Origin of the sequence: Pigmentiphaga daeguensis (genome assembly GCF_039523035.1) — a bacterium.
GTDB lineage: Bacteria > Pseudomonadota > Gammaproteobacteria > Burkholderiales > Burkholderiaceae_B > Pigmentiphaga > Pigmentiphaga daeguensis.
Map to the genome: position 1 here is coordinate 114,244 of NZ_BAAAEN010000014.1, position 17,995 is coordinate 132,238.

Here is a 17,995-nt window from a genome sequence, read left to right on the forward strand (position 1 = left end):
TTGTCGGACGGGGATCACAACCCCATCATCTTCATCAGCTCGGGCGTGACCGCTTCGCGGTATTGCTCGATGTCACGGAGCACGTACTCGCGGAACTTGTCCATGGGCACGTCCTTTTCGACTGCCGCATCCTTACGGATGGCCTCCCGCACGGCGGGATCCTTCAAGGCCATGCCGAGATGATGCGACAGCTTTTCCACCACGGCCTTGGGCGTGCCGGCAGGCGCCGCCAGTCCGTACCATTGCGTCATCGTCATGTTCACGCCCAGCTCCTTGAAGGTGGGCACGTCGGGCAGCGCCGGGCTGCGTTCTTCGCCGGTCAGGGCCAGCACGCGCAGTTGCCCCTGCCTCACCTGGCCGATCAGGGGCGAAGCCGTCGCGAAGAACAGGTCCACCTGCCCGCCGATGAGATCGGCGATGGCGGGCCCCGAGCCCTTGTACGGCACGTGCAGCAGATTGAGCCCGGCCAGCGACTTGATGCGTTCCATGCCGATGTGGGCCGCGCCGCCGGTACCGGTGGACGCGAAGGTCAGCTCCTTCTGCCTGGCGGTCTTCAGCACCTCGGCCGCGCTCTTGTATGACGAGTTGTGGGACACGAACATGCCGTGCGGCGCTTCCAGGATGAGGCCGATCATGGCGAAGTCGTCCGGGACCTTGTAACGCAGTTGTTGCGGCTTGAAGGCCGGCGACGCCGCGAAGTTGCCGCTCATGGCGAGGATCAGGGTGTATCCGTCGGGATTGGCGCGCGCCACCTGCTCGGCGGCAATGTTGCCGCCGGCGCCGGGACGGTTTTCCACCACCACGGTCTGGCCCAGCGTCTTGCTCAGGGCCGAAGCGATCAACCGGCCATACAGGTCGCCCCCGCCGCCAGGGGGAAATCCGACCAGCAGCGTGATCGGCCGTTCGGGATAGGCGGCCTGCGCCGCCTGCGGCATGGCAAGCGCGGCGCAGGCGCATGCGAAGGCGCCCGCCGCCAAGGCGGCGCGGCGCGAAACAGTCTTGGTGAACGCCATCGATGATCTCCTTTGGTTCTTTTGTATGTAATAGCGCGGGCGGCTCTTCCTCCTCCGGCCGGTCCGCGCCGTCTCGCGCGTGCCGCCCCTATCCGGCCGCCATCAGGACAGCCGGCCGATCGCCCGATCGGACTGCTCCACCACGCGATCCACGGAGGCGGCGCATTGGCCCAGGTAGCCGGCGGGGTCGGTCAATCTGGCGATCTCCTCGTCGCCGAGCAGCCCCGCCAGGCCCGCGTGCTGGCGCAGCGCCTGCGCGAAGTCGAGCTTGTGCGTGATGCCGTGCATGGACGCTTCATAGATCCATTCGTGCGCCGTCGCCTTGCCTACCCGTTCGCTCAGCGCCAGCATCACGCGTTCGGACAGCAGATAGCCGCGCATCATGTCGAGGTTGCGCGCCATGCCATCGGCGTCCACGCGCAGCCCGGCCAGAAGGTTCTTGCCTTGCAACAGCATCGCGCCCGCGATCAGGAAACACTCGGGAAGCGCCTTCCACTCGACCTTCCAGGCGATACCGTCGCGTTCGCCCTCGCTGACCATCCCCTCGATCATGAGCGCGGCGTTGTAGCGCAGCGGCCGCGCCAACCCCGCCAGGTTCTCGGCCGAGGTGGGGTTGCGCTTGTGGGGCATGGTCGAGGACCCGAGCTTGCCGTCGGAGAATGCCTCTTCCACTTCGGCAAATTCGTTGCGCTGCATGTTGAACAACTCGTTGCCGACTTTCGACAGCGTGGCGCCGATCATGGCGAGCAGGCAGGCGTATTCGGCGAAGCGATCGCGTGCCGGGGCCCAGCTGATCGCGGGCGCGCCCAGCCCGAGCCGGTCCAGCACACGGCGCTCCAGTTCGGGCGCCTGCTCCCCGAGCGACGCCTGACTGCCCACCGCGCCGGCCAGCATGCCGACCATCACGCGCGGCTCGCACGCCTTGAGGCGCTCGAAATGGCGCGTCATCTCGTCCAGCCAGATCGCGCATTTGTGGCCGAAGGTGATGGGCAGCGCCTGCACTCCATGGGTGCGCGCGACCATGATGGTGTCCCTGTGCTCGACAGCCAGGCGTTTCAACTCGCCGATCACGGCCAGCACGTCGCGCAGGATCACGGCGTGAGCCTGCTTGACCTGCAGCGCCATGCCGGTGTCCAGCACGTCCTGCGTGGTGGCGCCATAGTGCAGCCATTCCCCGTGCTCCTTGCAGCGCGCCTGGACCTGCTTGAGCGCCGGGACCAGCGAATGCTTGATGCGGCGGATCTCCGCGGACATGGCCGGCAGGTCCAGGCCCGACACATGGGCATGGCGGGCAATCTCCTCGGCGGCCGCGGCGGGAATAATGCCCAGTTCGGCCTGCGACCGGGCCAGGGCAACCTCGAAATCCAGCCATTTCTGCACGCGATTCTCTTCCGAGAAGATCTCGCGCATTTCATCGGTGCTCCACAGGTGCTGGAGCGATTGAATATCGAATACGGATGACGGCATTGCTGTTGTCCTGGCGTCAGTTGGAAGAGGTGGAGCGCGGCAGGAGGCGCCCTGGATTGAAGAGGGAAGCCGGATCCAGCGCATGCTTGATACGCTGCATCAGCGACACGGCCAAGGCCGGTTTGTATTGCAGGAAGGCGGCCTGCTTGAGCCGCCCTATGCCGTGCTCGGCGGAGATCGAACCCTGCAGCTTTGCGACGATGGCATGCACACGGGCGTGCACTTCTTCCTCGACGGCGCGGAAAGCCTCGTCGCTCATGCCGGCCGACCGGCTCTGGTTGTAGTGCAGGTTGCCGTCCCCCACGTGCCCGAAGCACACGAGGCGTATGCCCGGCACCGCCGCGGCGAGCGCCGCGTCGGCCCGGGCGATGAAGTCGGGAATGCGGGAGACGGATACCGAGATGTCGTGCTTGATCGAGTACCCCTGCAGGCGCTGCGCTTCCGGCACGTGGTCCCGCAGCGCCCACAGCTCCTCGGCCTGCCGGCCGGATGCCGCCAGGACGGCGTCGGTCACGAGACCGCCTTCCATCGCCGCCTCCAGGGCCGCCTCGACCGCGGAAGTCGGATCCATGGCGCTGGACGTCTCCGAGATTTCCATCAGGACCGCCCATGGATACCCGCCCGCCAACGGATCCCGCATCCCATCCAGCGGGTGGGCCAGCACCTGGTCCAACGCCTCGCGGTTGATCAATTCAAACGCGGTCACGCGTTCCCCGACCGCGCCGGTCAGGCTCGCCAGCAGGCCGACGGCCGCCTGGGGATCCGGCACGCTGGCCCATGCGGTGACCACCTTGCGCGGCGGGGAAAAGAGCTTGAACGTGGCCGCCGTGACGATACCCAGCGTGCCCTCTGCGCCGATGAACAACTGCTTGAGGTCGTAGCCGGTATTGTCCTTGCGCAGGGGCGTCAGCAGGTCCAGCACGGAACCGTCCGCCAGCACGACTTCCAGGCCAAGGGTGAGATCGCGCGTATTGCCGTAGCGCACGACCTGCTCCCCACCCGCGTTGGTCGACACCACGCCGCCGATAGTGGCCGTTCCCTGCGAGGCCAGCGCCAGCGGGAACAGCCTTCCCTGGGCGGCGGCGGCTTCCTGGGCGGCCTGTACCGTGCAACCGGCCTCCAGCGTCATGCTGTTGTCCAGCGGGTCGACCCGGCGCACCCGGTTCATGCGGTCGAGGCTGAGCACGACCTCGGTTCCCGAGTCGTCGGGCGTCGATCCCCCCACCAAGCCGGTGTTTCCGCCCTGGGGCACCACTGCCGCGCCGTGCGCGGCGCAGGCGGCCACTACCCGTGCGACTTCCCGGGTATCGGCCGGCCGCACGACGGCGCGCGCGGCGCCAGGGTACCGGCCCCGCCAGTCGCCGCAATAGCGGGCGACGTCCCCGGCGGCGGTCAGCACATAGGGCTCGCCTACAATGGCCGCGAGCGCGGCGGCCAAGGAATCGGAATGCAGGGACATGAAAGCTGCCAAAGGATCAAGGTCCGAAACCACGAAGACGGGACGTCCGGATGGACGGAGAGGAATGAGTCGAGCCGTCTTTCGTTTTATTGAATAAAATAAATTTTATTGAACAAAACTCTAAGAGGCTTCGAAGCACGTGTCAAGCCAGTCTTCCCCTACTCCCCCCGCCGGCGTCCTGGAACGCGGCATCACCATCCTGGAAAGCTTCGACGCCGACCGGCTGCGGCTGTCGCTGCGCGAGCTGGCCGAACACACGGGACTGGACAAGGCCACGCTGCTCCGGCTGGCGGGCGTCCTGACCAAATCCCGCCTGCTGCACCGGTTCGACAACGGCGACTACGCGCTCGGCCCGGCCCTGCTGCACATGGGCATGCTCTATCGCAGCACCTTCGACCTGGGGGCGCGCATCCAGCCCGTGCTGCGCAACGTCATGCAGGAAACCGGCGAGACAGTCGCCCTCTACGTGCGCGTCGGCGACGACCGTATCTGCCTGTACCGCGAAAATTCATCGCGGGAGGTGCGCCACCATGTCGAAGTCGGCACCCGGCTGCCCCTGGACCAGGGGGGGTCGTCCTCGCATGTCCTGCGCGCCTATACCGGCGGGACGACGCCGCTGGCGGAGGAAATCCGCGCCCGGGGCTATGCCATGACCCGGGCCGAACGCGTCCCCGAGATGACCTCGGTGGCGCTGCCCGTTTTCGACGCGGACAGCAGCTTTATCGGCGCCGTCGTCGTCCTGGGCCTGGCCTCGCGGTTCAACCCCAAGGCGCAGGCTGCGGCGGTGGAGGCGGTCAGGCGCGAGCTGGCCCTGCAGGAATTCGCCTGTCGCCCTCCGGAAGGGTGGCAGCCTCCCGGCGACTGACGCCGCGCTGGAGCCGGCATCGCGCCGCAGGCGCTAGGCGGCCACTCCTGCGCGCAATTCCGCGGTGCCGAACAAACACGGTGGCGGCAGCGCCGGCTCGCCATCGCACGCGGGATCGACAAACGCTTCGCACCAGGCGGCGATCGAGCTGGCCGCCTCGTCGCTCATCGCGGGCGCGAACGCCCGCATGCGGGCCAACATCTGGTTCCAGTCGAACGGATCCTCGGGATCGCCGCGGCGCAGGTCGCGCCGGGCGTATAACCGATTACCGTCGGCCATGACCAGCGTCACCGTACTGGGACGTCGATGGGGGAATTCGCGCTGGAAGGCTTCGTCCGTCCTGATGCGGATGCGGTCGGCCAGGTCGCGCAACGCCGGATCGTCCAACCGGGGAGCCTCCATGTCCTCGATGGTCAGCCGGCCCCTGAGCAGCAATACCGCGAGCACATAGCGCAGGCTGAAGCAGGTCTCGGCCGGCCGGGCGGGCCAATCGACCCCGGCAATCTTCAGTGCGTGGGGAAAGATTGCGACCTCGATTTCGCGGATCGCGCCGATGTCGGGACGATGCGCCGCCAGCAGTTCCTGCGCCGCATCCAAGGGCGTGAACAATTGCGCGCAGCATGGCCACGCCTTGATGGTAGCGGTGTGCAGGCGCAACGGGCCGTCGAGCCCCGCATCCAGCGCATCCAGCGGCCCGTCGCCGGCCAAATTGGCGTACAGCGCCCGTTTGCCCGTGACGAAAGACCGGGCCCCCGGCAAGCCCGCACGCGCCGCCAGGGCGGCCGTCATGCCGTTGCGCACGGCAAATGCCGGATGCAGGGATTTGGACTCCTGGGCATCGTCTTCCATCAGTTGCCAGAGTCCCTGGGCCTGTGTCGCTCCCAGGCCCAGGGCGTGGTGCAGCACGGCCTCCGGCAAGCCCAGCGCCATGGACGAGGCCGCGGCGGCGCCGAGCGTGCCGGCCGTGGCCGTGGCGTGAAAGTTCGCGGCGTGGCGCGTGCCCAAGGCTTCCCCGACACGCAGGGCCACCTCGTAACCGGCAAGGATGGCGTCGACCATGCGGCGGCGCGTGAGCTGGCCGCCCGAAGCAAACGCCATCACCGGCGACACGGCTACCACCCCAGGATGCAGCATGGCAGCCCGGTGGGCATCATCGATCTCGCGGATATGGGCGATGGCGGCATTGGCAAAGGCGGCTGCCGGAAGCGGCAGCATGGCGCCTCCGAAGACGGGGGTTTCGCCCGTACCGGGGTAGCAATCCGCCGCCAGTGTCCTGAAGCATCCGGCCAGCGGCATCGGCGCCGCCGACCAGCCCGCGGTGAACCAGTCGAGCAATGCCTGGGCCAGCCGCTCGCGGGTGGGCACGTCCAGCGGGGCTTCGCGTAGGCTGGACACGCGGCGGGCCAGCCGGGACTCGGGCAAGGCGGGCATGTTTCGTCATTTTATTGAATGAAATAGATTTCATTCTAGACGAGAAACGGCCCGGCATCCATTCCAGGATGCGCCCCGCCTTAGTGCAGCCGGCCGCCCAGCCGCTTGAACGCGAACGGTTTCATGCCGTCCAGGTTCAGGATGGGCTCGGAACTGGCCCGCACCCGCCGGCGCGCCGGCAGTTCGGGCAAGCGCTGCTCGACGTCGGCCGGGGCTTCGCCGCGCCAGGCGCCCACTGCCGCCTCGACCACCTCAGCGATTTCCTGGCCGCGGTTGTATTGGGCACGCAGCCACTTGCAGTCGCCGCCGTGGGTGAAGATTTCCTCGCGCAGGGCTTCCAGCAGGTCCGCCGTGCCCAGGCGGCGCGCCACCGGCATCAGCCGGTCGAAGGTCATGCGCAGGTGCTCGCTCAGGCGGATGCGGCCGTGGACGGGATCGACGTAGTTGCCGTGCAGCCCGAAGCGGGTGGCCTGGAAGCGGTTGGTCCGGTAGGCCATCCAGGCCTCGGCGCCGGGCGCGGGTTCGTCGGCCAGGGCGATGCCCAGCGCCTGCGCGAAGGCCGCCAGTTGGCAGGCCTTCTCGACGGTAAGCGGGGTGTCGCAGACGCGGATCTCGACGGTGCCGAACTCGGGCTTGGGCCGCACGTCCCAGTACAGGTCCTTGATGCTCTCGATCAGGCCCGAGGTCTGCAACTGGGCGAAATAGGCCTCGAAGCCGTGCCAGTCCACCACCTCGGGGGGCAGGTGCCCGCACATGGGGAACGCGTTCAGCGCGTTCAGGCGGCTGCACGCGAACTGCGTGTCGACGCCCTCGAAGTAGGGCGACGAGGCCGACATCGCGATGAAGTGCGGCACGTAGGGCGACAGCTTCTGGGTCATGGCGATCGCGGCATCGCCGCTGGGCACGCCCAGGTGGATGTGCTGGCCGAACACGGTGAACTGGCGGGCCAGGTAGCCGTACATCTCGGACAGGTACTGGAAGCGGGGCGAATCGTAGATGGTCCGGTCATGCCAGCGCATGAACGGATGCGTGCCGCCGCCGGCCACGCGCACGCCGACGGCGTCCGCGGCCTCGACCAGCAGGTCGCGCATCTCGCGCATTTCTTCCAGCAGGCGGGCGGGATCGGTGTGCACCGACGAGTTCAGTTCGATCATGGACCGGGTGATCTCGGGTTTGACCCGGTCCGCATAGGGGTGGTTGGCGATCTGGGCAAGCAGCTCTTCGGCCGCTCCCCGCAGGTCGAAGGTCTGCGGATCGACGATCTGCAGTTCTAGCTCGATGCCCAGGGTGTTGGGCGCGGATGCCGTGAATGCGATGGACTGCATCGGGGTCTCCTTTGGAAAGGTGGCCGGGGTGAGTCATCTACCCGGGGGGCGACGCCGGACGCGCGGAGCGTCGGGGCAGCATCACGTGAAAGAATCGTTGGGCGAGTTTAGCCGCTGGTTGATGACAGATTCCGTAAAATTGACCGATCTTAAGTGTTTCCCCTAGGCTGACACCCGAAAAACCGGGGCCCAGGAGTAAGCATCCACTGACAAATCAGCAAAAACGCGGGAGTGCGGGAGAAACCCGCCGGAGACGCCCAGCCGGCCAAGGGATGGGCGCAAGAGCGAGGCAGGCGGATTGGAAGGTATTCGTGCGTATGCCGCGCCTGCCGGCGCGATGACAGGGGCCATTATAGCCCCATGGAGGAAGAGTATGTGCTTACCGTCCGGCCGGCGCGGAGCGCCGGCCCGGCGGAATCAGTGCAGGGTTACGGGATGGTGCATGTAGACGTCGAACTGGCTCAGGAATTCGTCCACGTCTTCCATCGAAGGTTCGGTGGCGATCAATTCCCGCACCTGGGAGCGGAATTGCTCGGCCGATTCGCCCGCGATGTAGATCTCGCGGCGCGCCTGCTTGTCGACGATTTCGAATCCCCCCGCGGAGGCGCCATCGAGCTGGGCGAACTCCACTACGACATAGTTGGGACTGTTATAGATCATTTCCATGGTCTGGCTCCTGGAGACAGGGGTCTGACCGACCACCTGTTCATTAAGTTGGTGCCTGCGTTTGGAAATCAAGAGGGCCAACCGGATTGATACCGCCTATCGGCCACACCATGCTCGATACCGGCTTAGGGCCCTAACCCTCGTACAGCTTCACCGCTCCTGCAAAACCTGGTCCATTCAATTGCCTGCGCAGCTCGGCGACATGCTGGGCCGCGCTGACCTCTATCCACAGCCGGGCCGGCCGGGATTGCCGGAGCAGCCTCGCCACGGTCACCCGCAGCGGCAGCTGCCCTACGCAACAAACGCACCCGGGCGCCAGCTGTACCAGTTCGACCCCCGGTGGGGCGGACAAAGTTCCCGGCCCGCCCTCCACAATCACCGCCTGTAACCCTTCGCTTACATGAGCCCGCGCCTCTTCCAGTGCCAGACTGCGCGCCTCACGTAAGTAAGCACCAACTAATATCACGACTGGGACCGGCTTCATTTCCGCCAGAATGCCCGGGTGAAGAGGACCAGTACAGCAAACAATTCCAAGCGGCCGATCAGCATGGCGAAGGTGCAGATCCAGGTCTGGGCGTCGCTCAGCACGGCGAACGTGCCTGCCGGACCGACATCCGCCAGGCCCGGGCCGGTGTTGCTGAGGCTGGCCAGGACGGCCGTGAAGGCGGTGACCGGATCCAGCCCCGTGTACAGCATGGCCATGGTCAGCGCCATCAGCGAGGCCCAGTACAACAGCATGAAGGCCATCACCGAGAACACGACCCGGTTGGGCACCGGCAGGCCACCGATGTGCACCGGGTTGATGGCGCGCGGGTGCAGGATGTGGATGAGTTCCCGGCGCGCCTGCTTGACCAGGATCACCACGCGGATCATCTTAATGCCGCCGCCGGTGGAACCTGCGCAAGTGGCGAAGCAGGACAGCACCAGCATCCAGACCGGGGCGAAGATGGGCCAGGTCGAATAGTCGGCGCTGACGAAGCCGGTGGTGGTCGCCACCGACACCGTGTTGAACAGCGCGAAGCGCAGGGCCGTCCAGACCGAGTCATAGTTGCCGCGCTCGAGCAGCAGCGCGGTGATGGCCGCCACCGAGATCGCCAGGACGGCCAGGTAGGCCTTGGCCTCGGTGCTGCGCCAGTAGGGCCCCAGGCTGCGGCGCCGGAAGGCCTGGAAGTGCAGGGTGAAACTGATGCCGGCGATGGTCATGAACACCACGGCCACCAGTTCGATGGCCGGCGAGTCGAAGGCGGCGAAGCTCGCGTCGCGGGTCGAGAATCCGCCCAGGCCGATAGTCGAGGCCATGTGGCAATAGGCCTCGTACCAGTTCATGCCCGCCATCCGGTAGGCCAGCAGGCACAGGACCGAGATCAGCATGTAGATGGCATACAGGCCCTTGGCCGTGCCGGTGATGCGCGGCGTGAGCTTCTCGTCCTTCATCGGGCCCGGCGTCTCGGCCCGGAACAATTGGCTGCCGCCCGCGCCCAGCATGGGCAGGATGGCCACCGCCAGCACCAGGATGCCCATGCCGCCTATCCAGACCAGGGTGCAGCGCCAGACGTTGATCGACGGCGGCAGGTTGTCCAGCCCGGAAAGCACCGTGGCACCGGTGGTCGTGATGCCGGACATGGCCTCGAAATAGGCGTCGGTCATCGACAGCGGCGCGCCGATCTGGTGGTAGTAGAACAGCAGCGGCAGGGTGGCGATCAGCGCCAGCACGCTCCAGACCAGGGACACCAGCAGGAAGCCGTCGCGCGGGGTCAGCTCGCGCCGCTGGCTGCGCGTCGCCAGGCTCAGCAGCAGTCCGGCGATCAGGCCGACGACCATGGCGCGGATGAACGCGTCCCGCGCCCCATCGGAAAAAATGAAGGACGTCGCCAGCGGTATCGCCATCGTCATCGAGAACAGGGCGATGACGAGTCCGAGGACGTGCAGGACCGGAATCAATTTGCGCATGCGGCGGGTCCGGAAGGATCAGAAGAAAGTCGCCGAGACCTGGAACAGCTTTTCCACTTGCGCGATCAGCCGCTGGTGCGCCACGAAGACGATGACATGGTCGTCCGATTCGATGACGGTGTCGTGGTGCGCCATCAGCACTTCATCCTGGCGCACCACGGCGCCGATGGTGGCGCCCTGCGGCAGGTCGATGTCCTCGATCCGGCGGCCCACGACCTTCGAGGATTTGGCGTCGCCGTGGGCGATGGCCTCCAGGGCCTCGGTCACGCCGTGCCGCAGGCGATGGACGGACACCACGTCGCCGCGCCGCACGTAGCGCAGCAATTCGCCGATGGTGGCCTCGGACGGCGAGATGGCGATGTCGATGCGCCCCCCCTCCATCAGCTCGCCATAGCTCTTGCGCCCGATCAGCGCGATCACCCGCCGGGCGCCCATGCGCTTGGCCAGCAGCGACGACATGATGTTGTCCTCGTCGTCGCTGGTCAGCGCCAGGAACAGGTCCATCTCGGCGACGTTCTCGTCCTCCAGCAGGTTCTCGTCGGTGGCATCGCCGTTCAGGATCAGGGACCGGCTGGGAAGCTGGGTGGCCAGGAATTCGCAGCGCTTGCGGTTGCGCTCGATGACCTTGACGTCGCAGTGATCGCTGATGCCGCGGGCCAGCCGCAGGCCGATGTTGCCGCCGCCGGCGATCATGACCCGCTTGACGCGCTTGTCGCTCTCGCGCAGCTCGCGGATGATCTGGCGCACGTGCCGGGTGTTGGCCAGGAACAGCACCTCGTCGCCCGGCTCGATGCGCGTGTCGCCCTCGGGCGGCACCAGCCGGTTGTTGCGGAAGATCGCGATGATGCGGACATCGGCGCCCGGCAGGCGCTCGCGCAGGGTCTGGATGGGCTGGTCCGCCAGCGGGCTGCCGGCGGCGGCGCGCACCGTCACGGCGCAGACGCGGCCGCCGGCGAAGTCCACCACCTGCAGCGCCTCGGGAATGTCGACCAGCTTCTCGATGTAGCTGGTCACGCTGCGCTCGGGACAGATCAGGTGATCGACGTCGAAACCGTCCTCGGCCATCAACTCCTCGTGGTCGAGGAACTCGGACGAGCGCACGCGCGCGATGCAGCGCGGCACGTTGAACACCTTCTTGGCGATCTTGCAGGCGACCAGGTTGCTTTCGTCGGCCGTCACGCAGGAAATGAAGAGATCGGCGTCGGCCGCCCCGGCCTCTTGCAGGGTGGACACGTGGGTGCCGTTGCCCATCAACCCCCGCAGGTCCAGGCGATCCTGCAGCACGGACAGACGGGCGCCGTCGGTGTCGATGACGGTAATGTCGTTGTGCTCGGATACCAGGTTCTCGGCCACGCTGGTCCCCACCTGGCCAGCGCCGAGTATCAGGATTTTCATACGCCTCGTTTACGCGAGAGTTCGATTCCCAGTTGCTTGAGCTTGCGGTACAGGTGGGTGCGCTCCAGTCCGGTCTTGTCGGCCACGCGGGTCATGCTGCCGCCCTCGCGCGCCAGGTGGTGCTCGAAATAGACCCGCTCGAACGCGTCGCGCGCCTCGCGCAGCGGCAGGTCGAGCGACAGGCTCAGCAGGGGCGAGCGCGGCTGGTTGTCGTGCATGGCCACCGCGCCCGCCGAGCGGTCGACGGCCGGCGCGAGCCCGGGGGCGGGCGCACGCATGCCGTCGCCGGTCGTGGGCGGCGCGGGCGCGTAACCCGGCATGGCGGGCCGCGCGGGGGCTTGCGGCGCGGCCGGCTTGGCGCCGGCCCGGCCCCGTTCCAGCGCGCCGGCGATGGTCTTGAGCAGGCGCGTCATCGTGATCGGCTTCTCGAGAAAATCGATCGCGCCGATGCGGGTCGCCTCGACCGCCGTATCGATGGTCGCGTGGCCGCTCATCATGATGACGGGCATGTCGAGCAGGTCCTGGGCCGCCCATTCCTTGAGCAGCGTCACGCCATCGGTGTCGGGCATCCAGATATCGAGCAGGACCACGTCGGGACGATTGGCGGCGCGCAGCGCGCGCGCGGCCGCGGCATTCTCGGCCAGATCGACCGTATGCCCTTCGTCGTAAAGAATTTCCGACAGGAGTTCGCGGATGCCGACCTCGTCGTCAACCACCAAAATTCTGGCCATATCTTTAGAAACCTCTGTTACGCGGACTGCGCCCCCGCAGTCTCGGAAAAACGCGACGCATCGTGTGCAACGTCCGTACCCCCGGCAAGCCGAGTGAATAGTATAGAGACCATTGCCCCTCCTTCGGGCCGGTTGGCAAGATCAATTCTGCCTCCGTGCTCCTCGACGATCTTCTTGACGATGGCCAGCCCCAGCCCCGTCCCCCGCGCCTTGGTCGTGATGTAGGGCTCGAAGGCGCGCTGCAGGATGCGGGCGGCGAAGCCGGTACCCGTATCGGTCACCATGAATTTGATGGACGCGTGCTCGCGGCCGTCGGGCAGCCGCGTCTGGATCAGGCGCGTGCTGACCGAGATGCGGTCGCTGGACGTGGGTCCGGCCGGCGCGCCTTCCCCCGCCTGGCGGGCCGCCTCCTTGGCCTTCTCTTCGATGGAGTCGCGGGCGTTGGCGATCAGGTTGTGGATGACCTGGCGCAGCTGGGTGGCGTCGCCGCGCACGCGCGGCAGCACCGATGCCAGGTCCACCGACAGCGCGATGTTGCCCGTGCCGGCCTTCAGCACGCCGCCCGCCGTGTCCCATCCGTACAGGGTCAGGACCTCGGCCACCAGCTCGTTCAGGTCCAGCAGCTGGTGCTGGGCCGGCGGCGTCCTGGCGTATTCGCGGAAATCATCCACCATGCGCTGCATGGAACTGACCTGGTTGATGATGGTGGTGGTCGAGCGCTTGAGCATGTCGGCGTCGGGCTGCGCGAGCTTGTCGGCCAGCTTGATGGCGATCCGCTCGGCCGAGAGCTGGATGGGCGTCAGCGGGTTCTTGATCTCGTGCGCCAACCGCCGCGCGACCTCGCCCCACGCGACCGCGCGGTTGGCAGAGATGACCTCGGTAATGTCGTCGAACACCACCACGTAGCCCCCACTCGCTCCCGCCACCGGCAGGTGTGATCCTCGCGCGAGCAGGGTAATCGTATTGTCGTCGCCGGTGGGATCGGAATTGTTACCTTCGCGCGCGCCGTCCGCCTCGGCGGCCGGCTGCGGCCGGACGATCTCGAACTGTTGCTGCCAGTATTGGCGCCCGGTGCCCGCCGCCGCGTGCTCGGCGAACGCCGTGCGTATAGTCTGCGCGAAGGCGGTCAGCCCGTCTATGGTCTCCAGCGGCCGCCCGGTGACCGCGCGCAGGTCCACCCGCAGGATCTGCTGGGCGCCGCGGTTCACGGTGGCCACGCGGAAGGCCTCGTCGAACACCAGCACTCCCGACGACAGGTTCGACAGGATGCTTTCCAGATAGACGTTGCTGCGTTCGAGCTGGCGCCGGTTGCTCTCGACCATCCGGCGCGCCTCGTCCAACTGGCGTGTCATGGCGTTGAACGAGCGGGTCAGCTGGCCCAGTTCGTCGCTCTGGGGCGGTTCGGGAATGGGCCGGTAGTCGCCCACGCCCACCGCCTGCGTGCCCTCGGCCAGGCGCAGCAGCGGCCGCACCATCCGCGACGACAGCGAAAAGGCCGCCGCGATCGCCGCGAACACCGCCAGCAGCAGCGCCAGGGTCAGCGTGATGCCGTACAGCTTGCGCAGGCCCACCCGCGACAGCGACAGCTCCTGGTAGTCGCGGTAGCCGCTCTGGACTTCCTCGGCGTTGCTGGCGATCTGTTCGGGCACGCCCTGCAACAATTGCAGGTAGCGCGACTCGGCGGGCAGCACCCCGGGCAGCTCGAAGCCGCCGACGGGCGCGATGGGCACGATCACGCGCAGGCGCAGGGCGCCGCCATTGGACGTGTCGCGGGTCGTGCCCAGCGGCCCCTGCACGCCCTCCACGGTGGTCGGGCTGGCAGTGCTGTTGGCCTCGGCGGCGGCATAGGAACGCGCGATCTTCAGTTGCCGCAGCACCTGCGGCGTGGGCGTCTCCGGCACCAGCGAGCCGTAGGAATTGGTGGACCAGGCGATGACCCGCCCGCTGGAGGTGAACACCATCGCGTCCTGCACCCCGACCTGCTCGCGCAGCCGCGTCAGCGACAGCCCCACGTTCGATTCCTGGTTGTCGCCCAGTTCGATCGACATGGTGCGCGCCTTGGCATTCATCTCCTGGAGCTGCGAGTCCAGCGCCGCCCGGCCGAGATTCAGGCCGGACTCGAGCGCGGTGTCCACCCGCACGTTGAACCACGACTCGATGGAGCGCGACAGGAACTGCACCGACAGCATGTAGATCAGGACGCCGGGCACCACCCCCACCAGCGCGAACGCCAGCGCGAAACGGGAGGTGAGCCGGGCGCCGAACTGTCCACGCCGCAGTTGCCCCATCAGCCTGACGGTCAGCACGACCACCCAGGCGAACAGCGCCAGGGCGATGATGGCATTGAGCCCCAGCAGCAGGCCGTACTGTTGCTCGAGGCGGGAGGAGTTGCCGGTGGACCAGGCCAGCAGGAACAGCAGCAAGAGGGCGCTCACGCCGCCCATGCCCAGGAGGACGCGCAGGAAGCGGTTCAGGATACGCACGCGGCGGGTTCGCATCATTGGGACTCCGTGGGAGGAGTCAGGCCCAGTCCCCCCGGATGCGCGTGGGGCGATCCGCCTGGCGGGACCAGGCCGTTGCCGCCGGCGGAGGCGCCGTTGGCGGGGACGATGGGCGCGGACGGCGACGGGGGCGCCGACTGGGCGGGAACGGATTGCATGGGGGCGGACGGCGCGGCACCGGAGCTGGGCGGCGGCGCGGGCTCCTTGCCCAGGCGCACGTTGAATTCCGTCCAGGGCGTCGCGAGCGACCAGTCGCTGCTGTTCAGGGCATTGACCTGGAACGGCTTGGACAACTGGGAGATGTCGAAACGCACGCGCAGCCGGCCTTCGTAGCGGGTGTCGGGATTCAGCGCGTCGCGGTCGCCGATGCGCCAGTTGCGTACATGGCGCACGACCGACAAGGCCTCGACCAGGGATCCCACGGGCAGCGCGAGGTTGCCCGAATGCACGCGCCACTGGCGCGTCAGCGGGTTGTAGACGATGCGCCAGGTCTGGTTCGAGGACAGCACGACCTCGTCGAACCAGTACCAGCGGGGGCGGCGGATCTCGACCTCGACCGAAAAGTAGAGCGGCAATCCGCGCGCGACGGCATCCTCGAGCTGGTTGTTCAGGTCAAGCAGGACATCGGCGCTCAGGAGCAGGTCGCGGCCGCGTTCGGTCACCGTCACGGACTGGACGGCGGGCTCGGATGCCGGGGCTTGGCCGCCCCACAGCAACATCAGGGCGACGACCGGCAGGATCAGGACGCGGCGGAGTCGGAGAATGATCAAACCTTGGCAAACAACGCGTAGAAAAAACCATCGTGCTGCTCGGCCGGCCGATCAGGCTCCGCCTGCGTGAGCAATTGCCCCGGCGCAGGCAGCCGCGCCGCATCGGGGTGCCTGAGCTGGAAAGCCTCGGCTTGCCTGGCCCCCTCCGCGGGAAAAATCGAGCAGGTTGCATAGAGCAATTTACCACCGGGCGCCACCACCTGCCACAAGGCATCGGCAATCCGCGCCTGGAGCGCGGCGGTATTGGCGACATCCCCCTCGCGCCGCAGCCAGCGGATGTCCGGATGGCGCCGGACGATGCCCGACGCCGTGCACGGCACGTCGGCCAGCACCGCGTCGAAGGGCCGCCCGTCCCACCAGGTCTCCAGGTCGGCCACGTCGGCGGCCTGCGTGCGCGCAGACAGGCCCAGCCGCGCCAGGTTGGCATCCACCCGCTCCAGCCTGCCGGCGTCGATGTCCAGCGCCAGCAGGTCGAGATCCGCCAGTTCCAGCAGATGCGCCGTCTTGCCGCCCGGCGCGGCGCAGGCGTCCAGCACACGCATGCCGTCCTTCACCTGGAGCAGCGGCGCCGCCAGTTGCGCAGCGGCATCCTGGACCGACCACCAACCCTCGGCGAAGCCCGGCAACTGCTGCACGGGCCGGGGCTGGGACAGCGCGACGCCCGCCTCGCCCACCGGCAGGGCCTCTACCCCGGCGGCGCGGAAGGCCTCGATCAGCGCCTCGCGGCTGGTGCGGCGGCGGTTGACGCGCAGGACCATCGCCGGCGGCCGGTTGGCGGCGCGCAGCAGCGACTGCCAATGGTCAGGATATTCGATGCGCAGGCGCCGCACCCACCAGTCGGGATGGTTCCAGACGGCTTCGGGGCGGCGGGCGGCGGTCTCCATCAGGCTGTCGCGCTCGCGCAGGAAACGCCGCAGGCTGCCGTTGACCAGTCCCTTGAACGGCGCGAGCGAACGCTGGCCCGCGGCGGCGCGCACGGCCTGGTCCACTACCGTGTGGGGCGCATAACTGACGCCAGCCGCGGCGGCTTCGCGCTCGTCCGCCACCAGCAGCGCGAACGCCGTCAGCAGCAGGGCGTCGAGCAGCGGATCGGCCGGCTTGCGGGGAATCAGCGCCTGCTTGACCGCGCGGGCCAGCCCCAGTTGGCGCATGGCGTGGAAAGACACCGCCTGGGCGGCCGGCCGCAGCGGCGCGGCAACGCGCGACAGCGCATCGGTCAGCGAGACGCCCGCCAGCACGCCCTGGACAGCGCGCGCGGCGGCCAGCAGCACGTCCGACAAGGGCGCCGACATGGGCCCGGAGGCAGGCGGCGCCATCAGGAAAGATCGGGGCTCCAGCCCCGCACGAAGACGTCGACCGGCTGGCGCTTGCCGCCGGCCTTCTGCAATTCGGTCAGGCGCAGGATGCCCTGGCCGGTGGCCAGGTCCACGCCGGCGGCGCCGGCGCGCACGACGCTGCCCGGGCTGGCCGGCGACGCCTCGTCCAGCGCCTCGGCCCGCCATACCTTGACCGGATCGGCCAGGCCGGGCAGCCGCACCGTCGCCCCCGGCACCGGATTGAAGGCCAGGATGCGACGCGCCAGCTCGGCGGCCGGACGCGAGCAATCGAGCGCCGCCTCGGCCTTGTCCAGCTTGGCGGCGTAGGTCACGCCCCGGGCGGGCTGCGGCGTGGCCGGCAGGCCGCCTTCCTCCAGGCGCGCCAGCGCCCGCACGATCAGTTCGCCGCCCAGCACGGCCAGGCGGTCGTGCAATTCGCCGGCGGTCTGGCCCGCCTCGATGGGCAGGGAACCTTCGAGCAGCATGTCGCCGGTATCCAGGCCGGCATCCATCTGCATGATGGTGATCCCGGTCCGCGCGTCGCCCGCCTCGATGGCGCGCTGGATGGGCGCGGCGCCGCGCCAGCGCGGCAGCAGGCTGGCATGGATGTTCAGGCAGCCCAGGCGCGGAATGTCCAGCACCGCCTGGGGCAGGATCAGGCCGTAGGCGGCCACGATCATCGCGTCGGCCCGCGCCGCGCGCAGGGCCTCGTGGGCCTGGGCGGCCTCGTCGGGATACTTGCCGTCCAGCCGCAGGCTGCGCGGCTGCAGCACCGGCACGCCCGCCTCCAGCGCCGCCGTCTTGACCGGACTGGGCGTCAGCTTGAGCCCGCGCCCGGCCGGCCGGTCCGGCTGGGTCAGGACCAGGCCGATCGTATGCCCGGCCCCGATCAGGGCCTGCAGGGCGACTTTTGCGAATTCCGGCGTACCGGCGAAGACCAGATGCATCTAGAGTACCCCCCTACGCGCTTCGCGCGCCCCCCAGGGGACGATGCGAGTGGACCGGAAGGGAAGTCCACCCCCAAGCGGCCTTCGGCCGCTCCCCCTCAAGGGGGCGGCGCTGGCGGACCGGCAAAGCCGGATCCGCGGCACCCTGGATCTGGACTC

At 68.1% G+C, this 17,995-nt stretch carries 14 protein-coding genes; 1 reads left to right on the forward strand and 13 read right to left on the reverse strand.

All coding sequences use genetic code 11. From position 1 onward, the window contains the following. Positions 1-14 precede the first annotated feature (14 nt). The 3 genes from ABD104_RS17885 to ABD104_RS17895 form a co-directional block, all read right to left on the reverse strand. Positions 15-1,013, reverse strand: a complete 999-nt coding sequence (locus tag ABD104_RS17885; RefSeq protein ID WP_087778255.1) for a Bug family tripartite tricarboxylate transporter substrate binding protein — start codon at positions 1,011-1,013, stop codon at positions 15-17. 102 nt (positions 1,014-1,115) lie between these two features. Then, positions 1,116-2,480: an adenylosuccinate lyase gene (gene purB / locus ABD104_RS17890; protein WP_132979707.1), complete on the reverse strand. Its 1,365-nt coding sequence runs from the start codon at positions 2,478-2,480 to the stop codon at positions 1,116-1,118. Positions 2,481-2,496: 16 nt separating this feature from the next. After that, positions 2,497-3,939, reverse strand: a complete 1,443-nt coding sequence (locus ABD104_RS17895; RefSeq protein ID WP_343927983.1) for an FAD-binding oxidoreductase — start codon at positions 3,937-3,939, stop codon at positions 2,497-2,499. Positions 3,940-4,078: 139 nt separating this feature from the next. On the opposite strand from ABD104_RS17895, the gene ABD104_RS17900 reads away from it, so the two are divergent. Then, a complete protein-coding gene (locus tag ABD104_RS17900; protein ID WP_087838867.1) occupies positions 4,079-4,804 on the forward strand; it encodes an IclR family transcriptional regulator in 726 nt (241 codons plus the stop codon). A gap of 33 nt (positions 4,805-4,837) precedes the next feature. Here the strand turns inward: ABD104_RS17900 and ABD104_RS17905 are convergent, their stop codons facing one another. The 10 genes from ABD104_RS17905 to fmt all read right to left on the reverse strand — a co-directional run bounded on the left by ABD104_RS17905 (position 4,838) and on the right by fmt (position 17,836). Further along, on the reverse strand, positions 4,838-6,235 hold the full coding sequence (locus tag ABD104_RS17905) for an MmgE/PrpD family protein (protein ID WP_343927984.1): 1,398 nt from the start codon (positions 6,233-6,235) through the stop codon (positions 4,838-4,840). 80 nt (positions 6,236-6,315) lie between these two features. Beyond that, a complete protein-coding gene (locus ABD104_RS17910) occupies positions 6,316-7,560 on the reverse strand; it encodes a YbdK family carboxylate-amine ligase (protein WP_343927985.1) in 1,245 nt (414 codons plus the stop codon). A 417-nt stretch (positions 7,561-7,977) separates the two neighbouring features. Beyond that, positions 7,978-8,226, reverse strand: a complete 249-nt coding sequence (locus tag ABD104_RS17915; protein WP_087838870.1) for a BTH_I0359 family protein — start codon at positions 8,224-8,226, stop codon at positions 7,978-7,980. 480 nt (positions 8,227-8,706) lie between these two features. Next, complete coding sequence (locus tag ABD104_RS17920; protein ID WP_087838871.1) at positions 8,707-10,176, reverse strand: TrkH family potassium uptake protein; 1,470 nt, start codon at positions 10,174-10,176, stop codon at positions 8,707-8,709. Between the two features lie 18 nt (positions 10,177-10,194). Then, on the reverse strand, positions 10,195-11,571 hold the full coding sequence (trkA, locus tag ABD104_RS17925) for a Trk system potassium transporter TrkA (RefSeq protein ID WP_087838872.1): 1,377 nt from the start codon (positions 11,569-11,571) through the stop codon (positions 10,195-10,197). Further along, on the reverse strand, positions 11,568-12,302 hold the full coding sequence (locus ABD104_RS17930) for a response regulator (RefSeq protein WP_087838873.1): 735 nt from the start codon (positions 12,300-12,302) through the stop codon (positions 11,568-11,570). Before ABD104_RS17930 ends, trkA begins: the two co-directional genes overlap by 4 nt. Positions 12,303-12,319: 17 nt before the next feature. Next, complete coding sequence (locus ABD104_RS17935; RefSeq protein ID WP_087839100.1) at positions 12,320-14,776, reverse strand: sensor histidine kinase; 2,457 nt, start codon at positions 14,774-14,776, stop codon at positions 12,320-12,322. Positions 14,777-14,799: 23 nt separating this feature from the next. Beyond that, entirely contained in the window at positions 14,800-15,573 is a 774-nt protein-coding gene (locus ABD104_RS17940) for a DUF4390 domain-containing protein (RefSeq protein WP_343927986.1), read from the reverse strand. After that, positions 15,570-16,892 (reverse strand): 16S rRNA (cytosine(967)-C(5))-methyltransferase RsmB, encoded by a 1,323-nt coding sequence (gene rsmB / locus ABD104_RS17945; protein ID WP_371695733.1) that lies wholly within the window; start codon positions 16,890-16,892, stop codon positions 15,570-15,572. Before rsmB ends, ABD104_RS17940 begins: the two co-directional genes overlap by 4 nt. Beyond that, a complete protein-coding gene (fmt, locus tag ABD104_RS17950; RefSeq protein ID WP_087838875.1) occupies positions 16,889-17,836 on the reverse strand; it encodes a methionyl-tRNA formyltransferase in 948 nt (315 codons plus the stop codon). The genes rsmB and fmt overlap by 4 nt, the downstream gene beginning before the upstream one ends. Positions 17,837-17,995 lie beyond the last annotated feature (159 nt).

What these genes read in the sequence shown, in the direction of transcription:
- trkA (WP_087838872.1), bottom strand. Translation starts at nt 11,571, where the DNA reads ATGAAAATCCTGATACTCGGCGCTGGCCAGGTGGGGACCAGCGTGGCC.
- ABD104_RS17905 (WP_343927984.1), bottom strand. Translation starts at nt 6,235, where the DNA reads ATGCCCGCCTTGCCCGAGTCCCGGCTGGCCCGCCGCGTGTCCAGCCTA.
- ABD104_RS17920 (WP_087838871.1), bottom strand. Translation starts at nt 10,176, where the DNA reads ATGCGCAAATTGATTCCGGTCCTGCACGTCCTCGGACTCGTCATCGCC.
- ABD104_RS17930 (WP_087838873.1), bottom strand. Translation starts at nt 12,302, where the DNA reads ATGGCCAGAATTTTGGTGGTTGACGACGAGGTCGGCATCCGCGAACTC.
- ABD104_RS17915 (WP_087838870.1), bottom strand. Translation starts at nt 8,226, where the DNA reads ATGGAAATGATCTATAACAGTCCCAACTATGTCGTAGTGGAGTTCGCC.
- ABD104_RS17885 (WP_087778255.1), bottom strand. Translation starts at nt 1,013, where the DNA reads ATGGCGTTCACCAAGACTGTTTCGCGCCGCGCCGCCTTGGCGGCGGGC.
- ABD104_RS17895 (WP_343927983.1), bottom strand. Translation starts at nt 3,939, where the DNA reads ATGTCCCTGCATTCCGATTCCTTGGCCGCCGCGCTCGCGGCCATTGTA.
- purB (WP_132979707.1), bottom strand. Translation starts at nt 2,480, where the DNA reads ATGCCGTCATCCGTATTCGATATTCAATCGCTCCAGCACCTGTGGAGC.
- ABD104_RS17910 (WP_343927985.1), bottom strand. Translation starts at nt 7,560, where the DNA reads ATGCAGTCCATCGCATTCACGGCATCCGCGCCCAACACCCTGGGCATC.
- fmt (WP_087838875.1), bottom strand. Translation starts at nt 17,836, where the DNA reads ATGCATCTGGTCTTCGCCGGTACGCCGGAATTCGCAAAAGTCGCCCTG.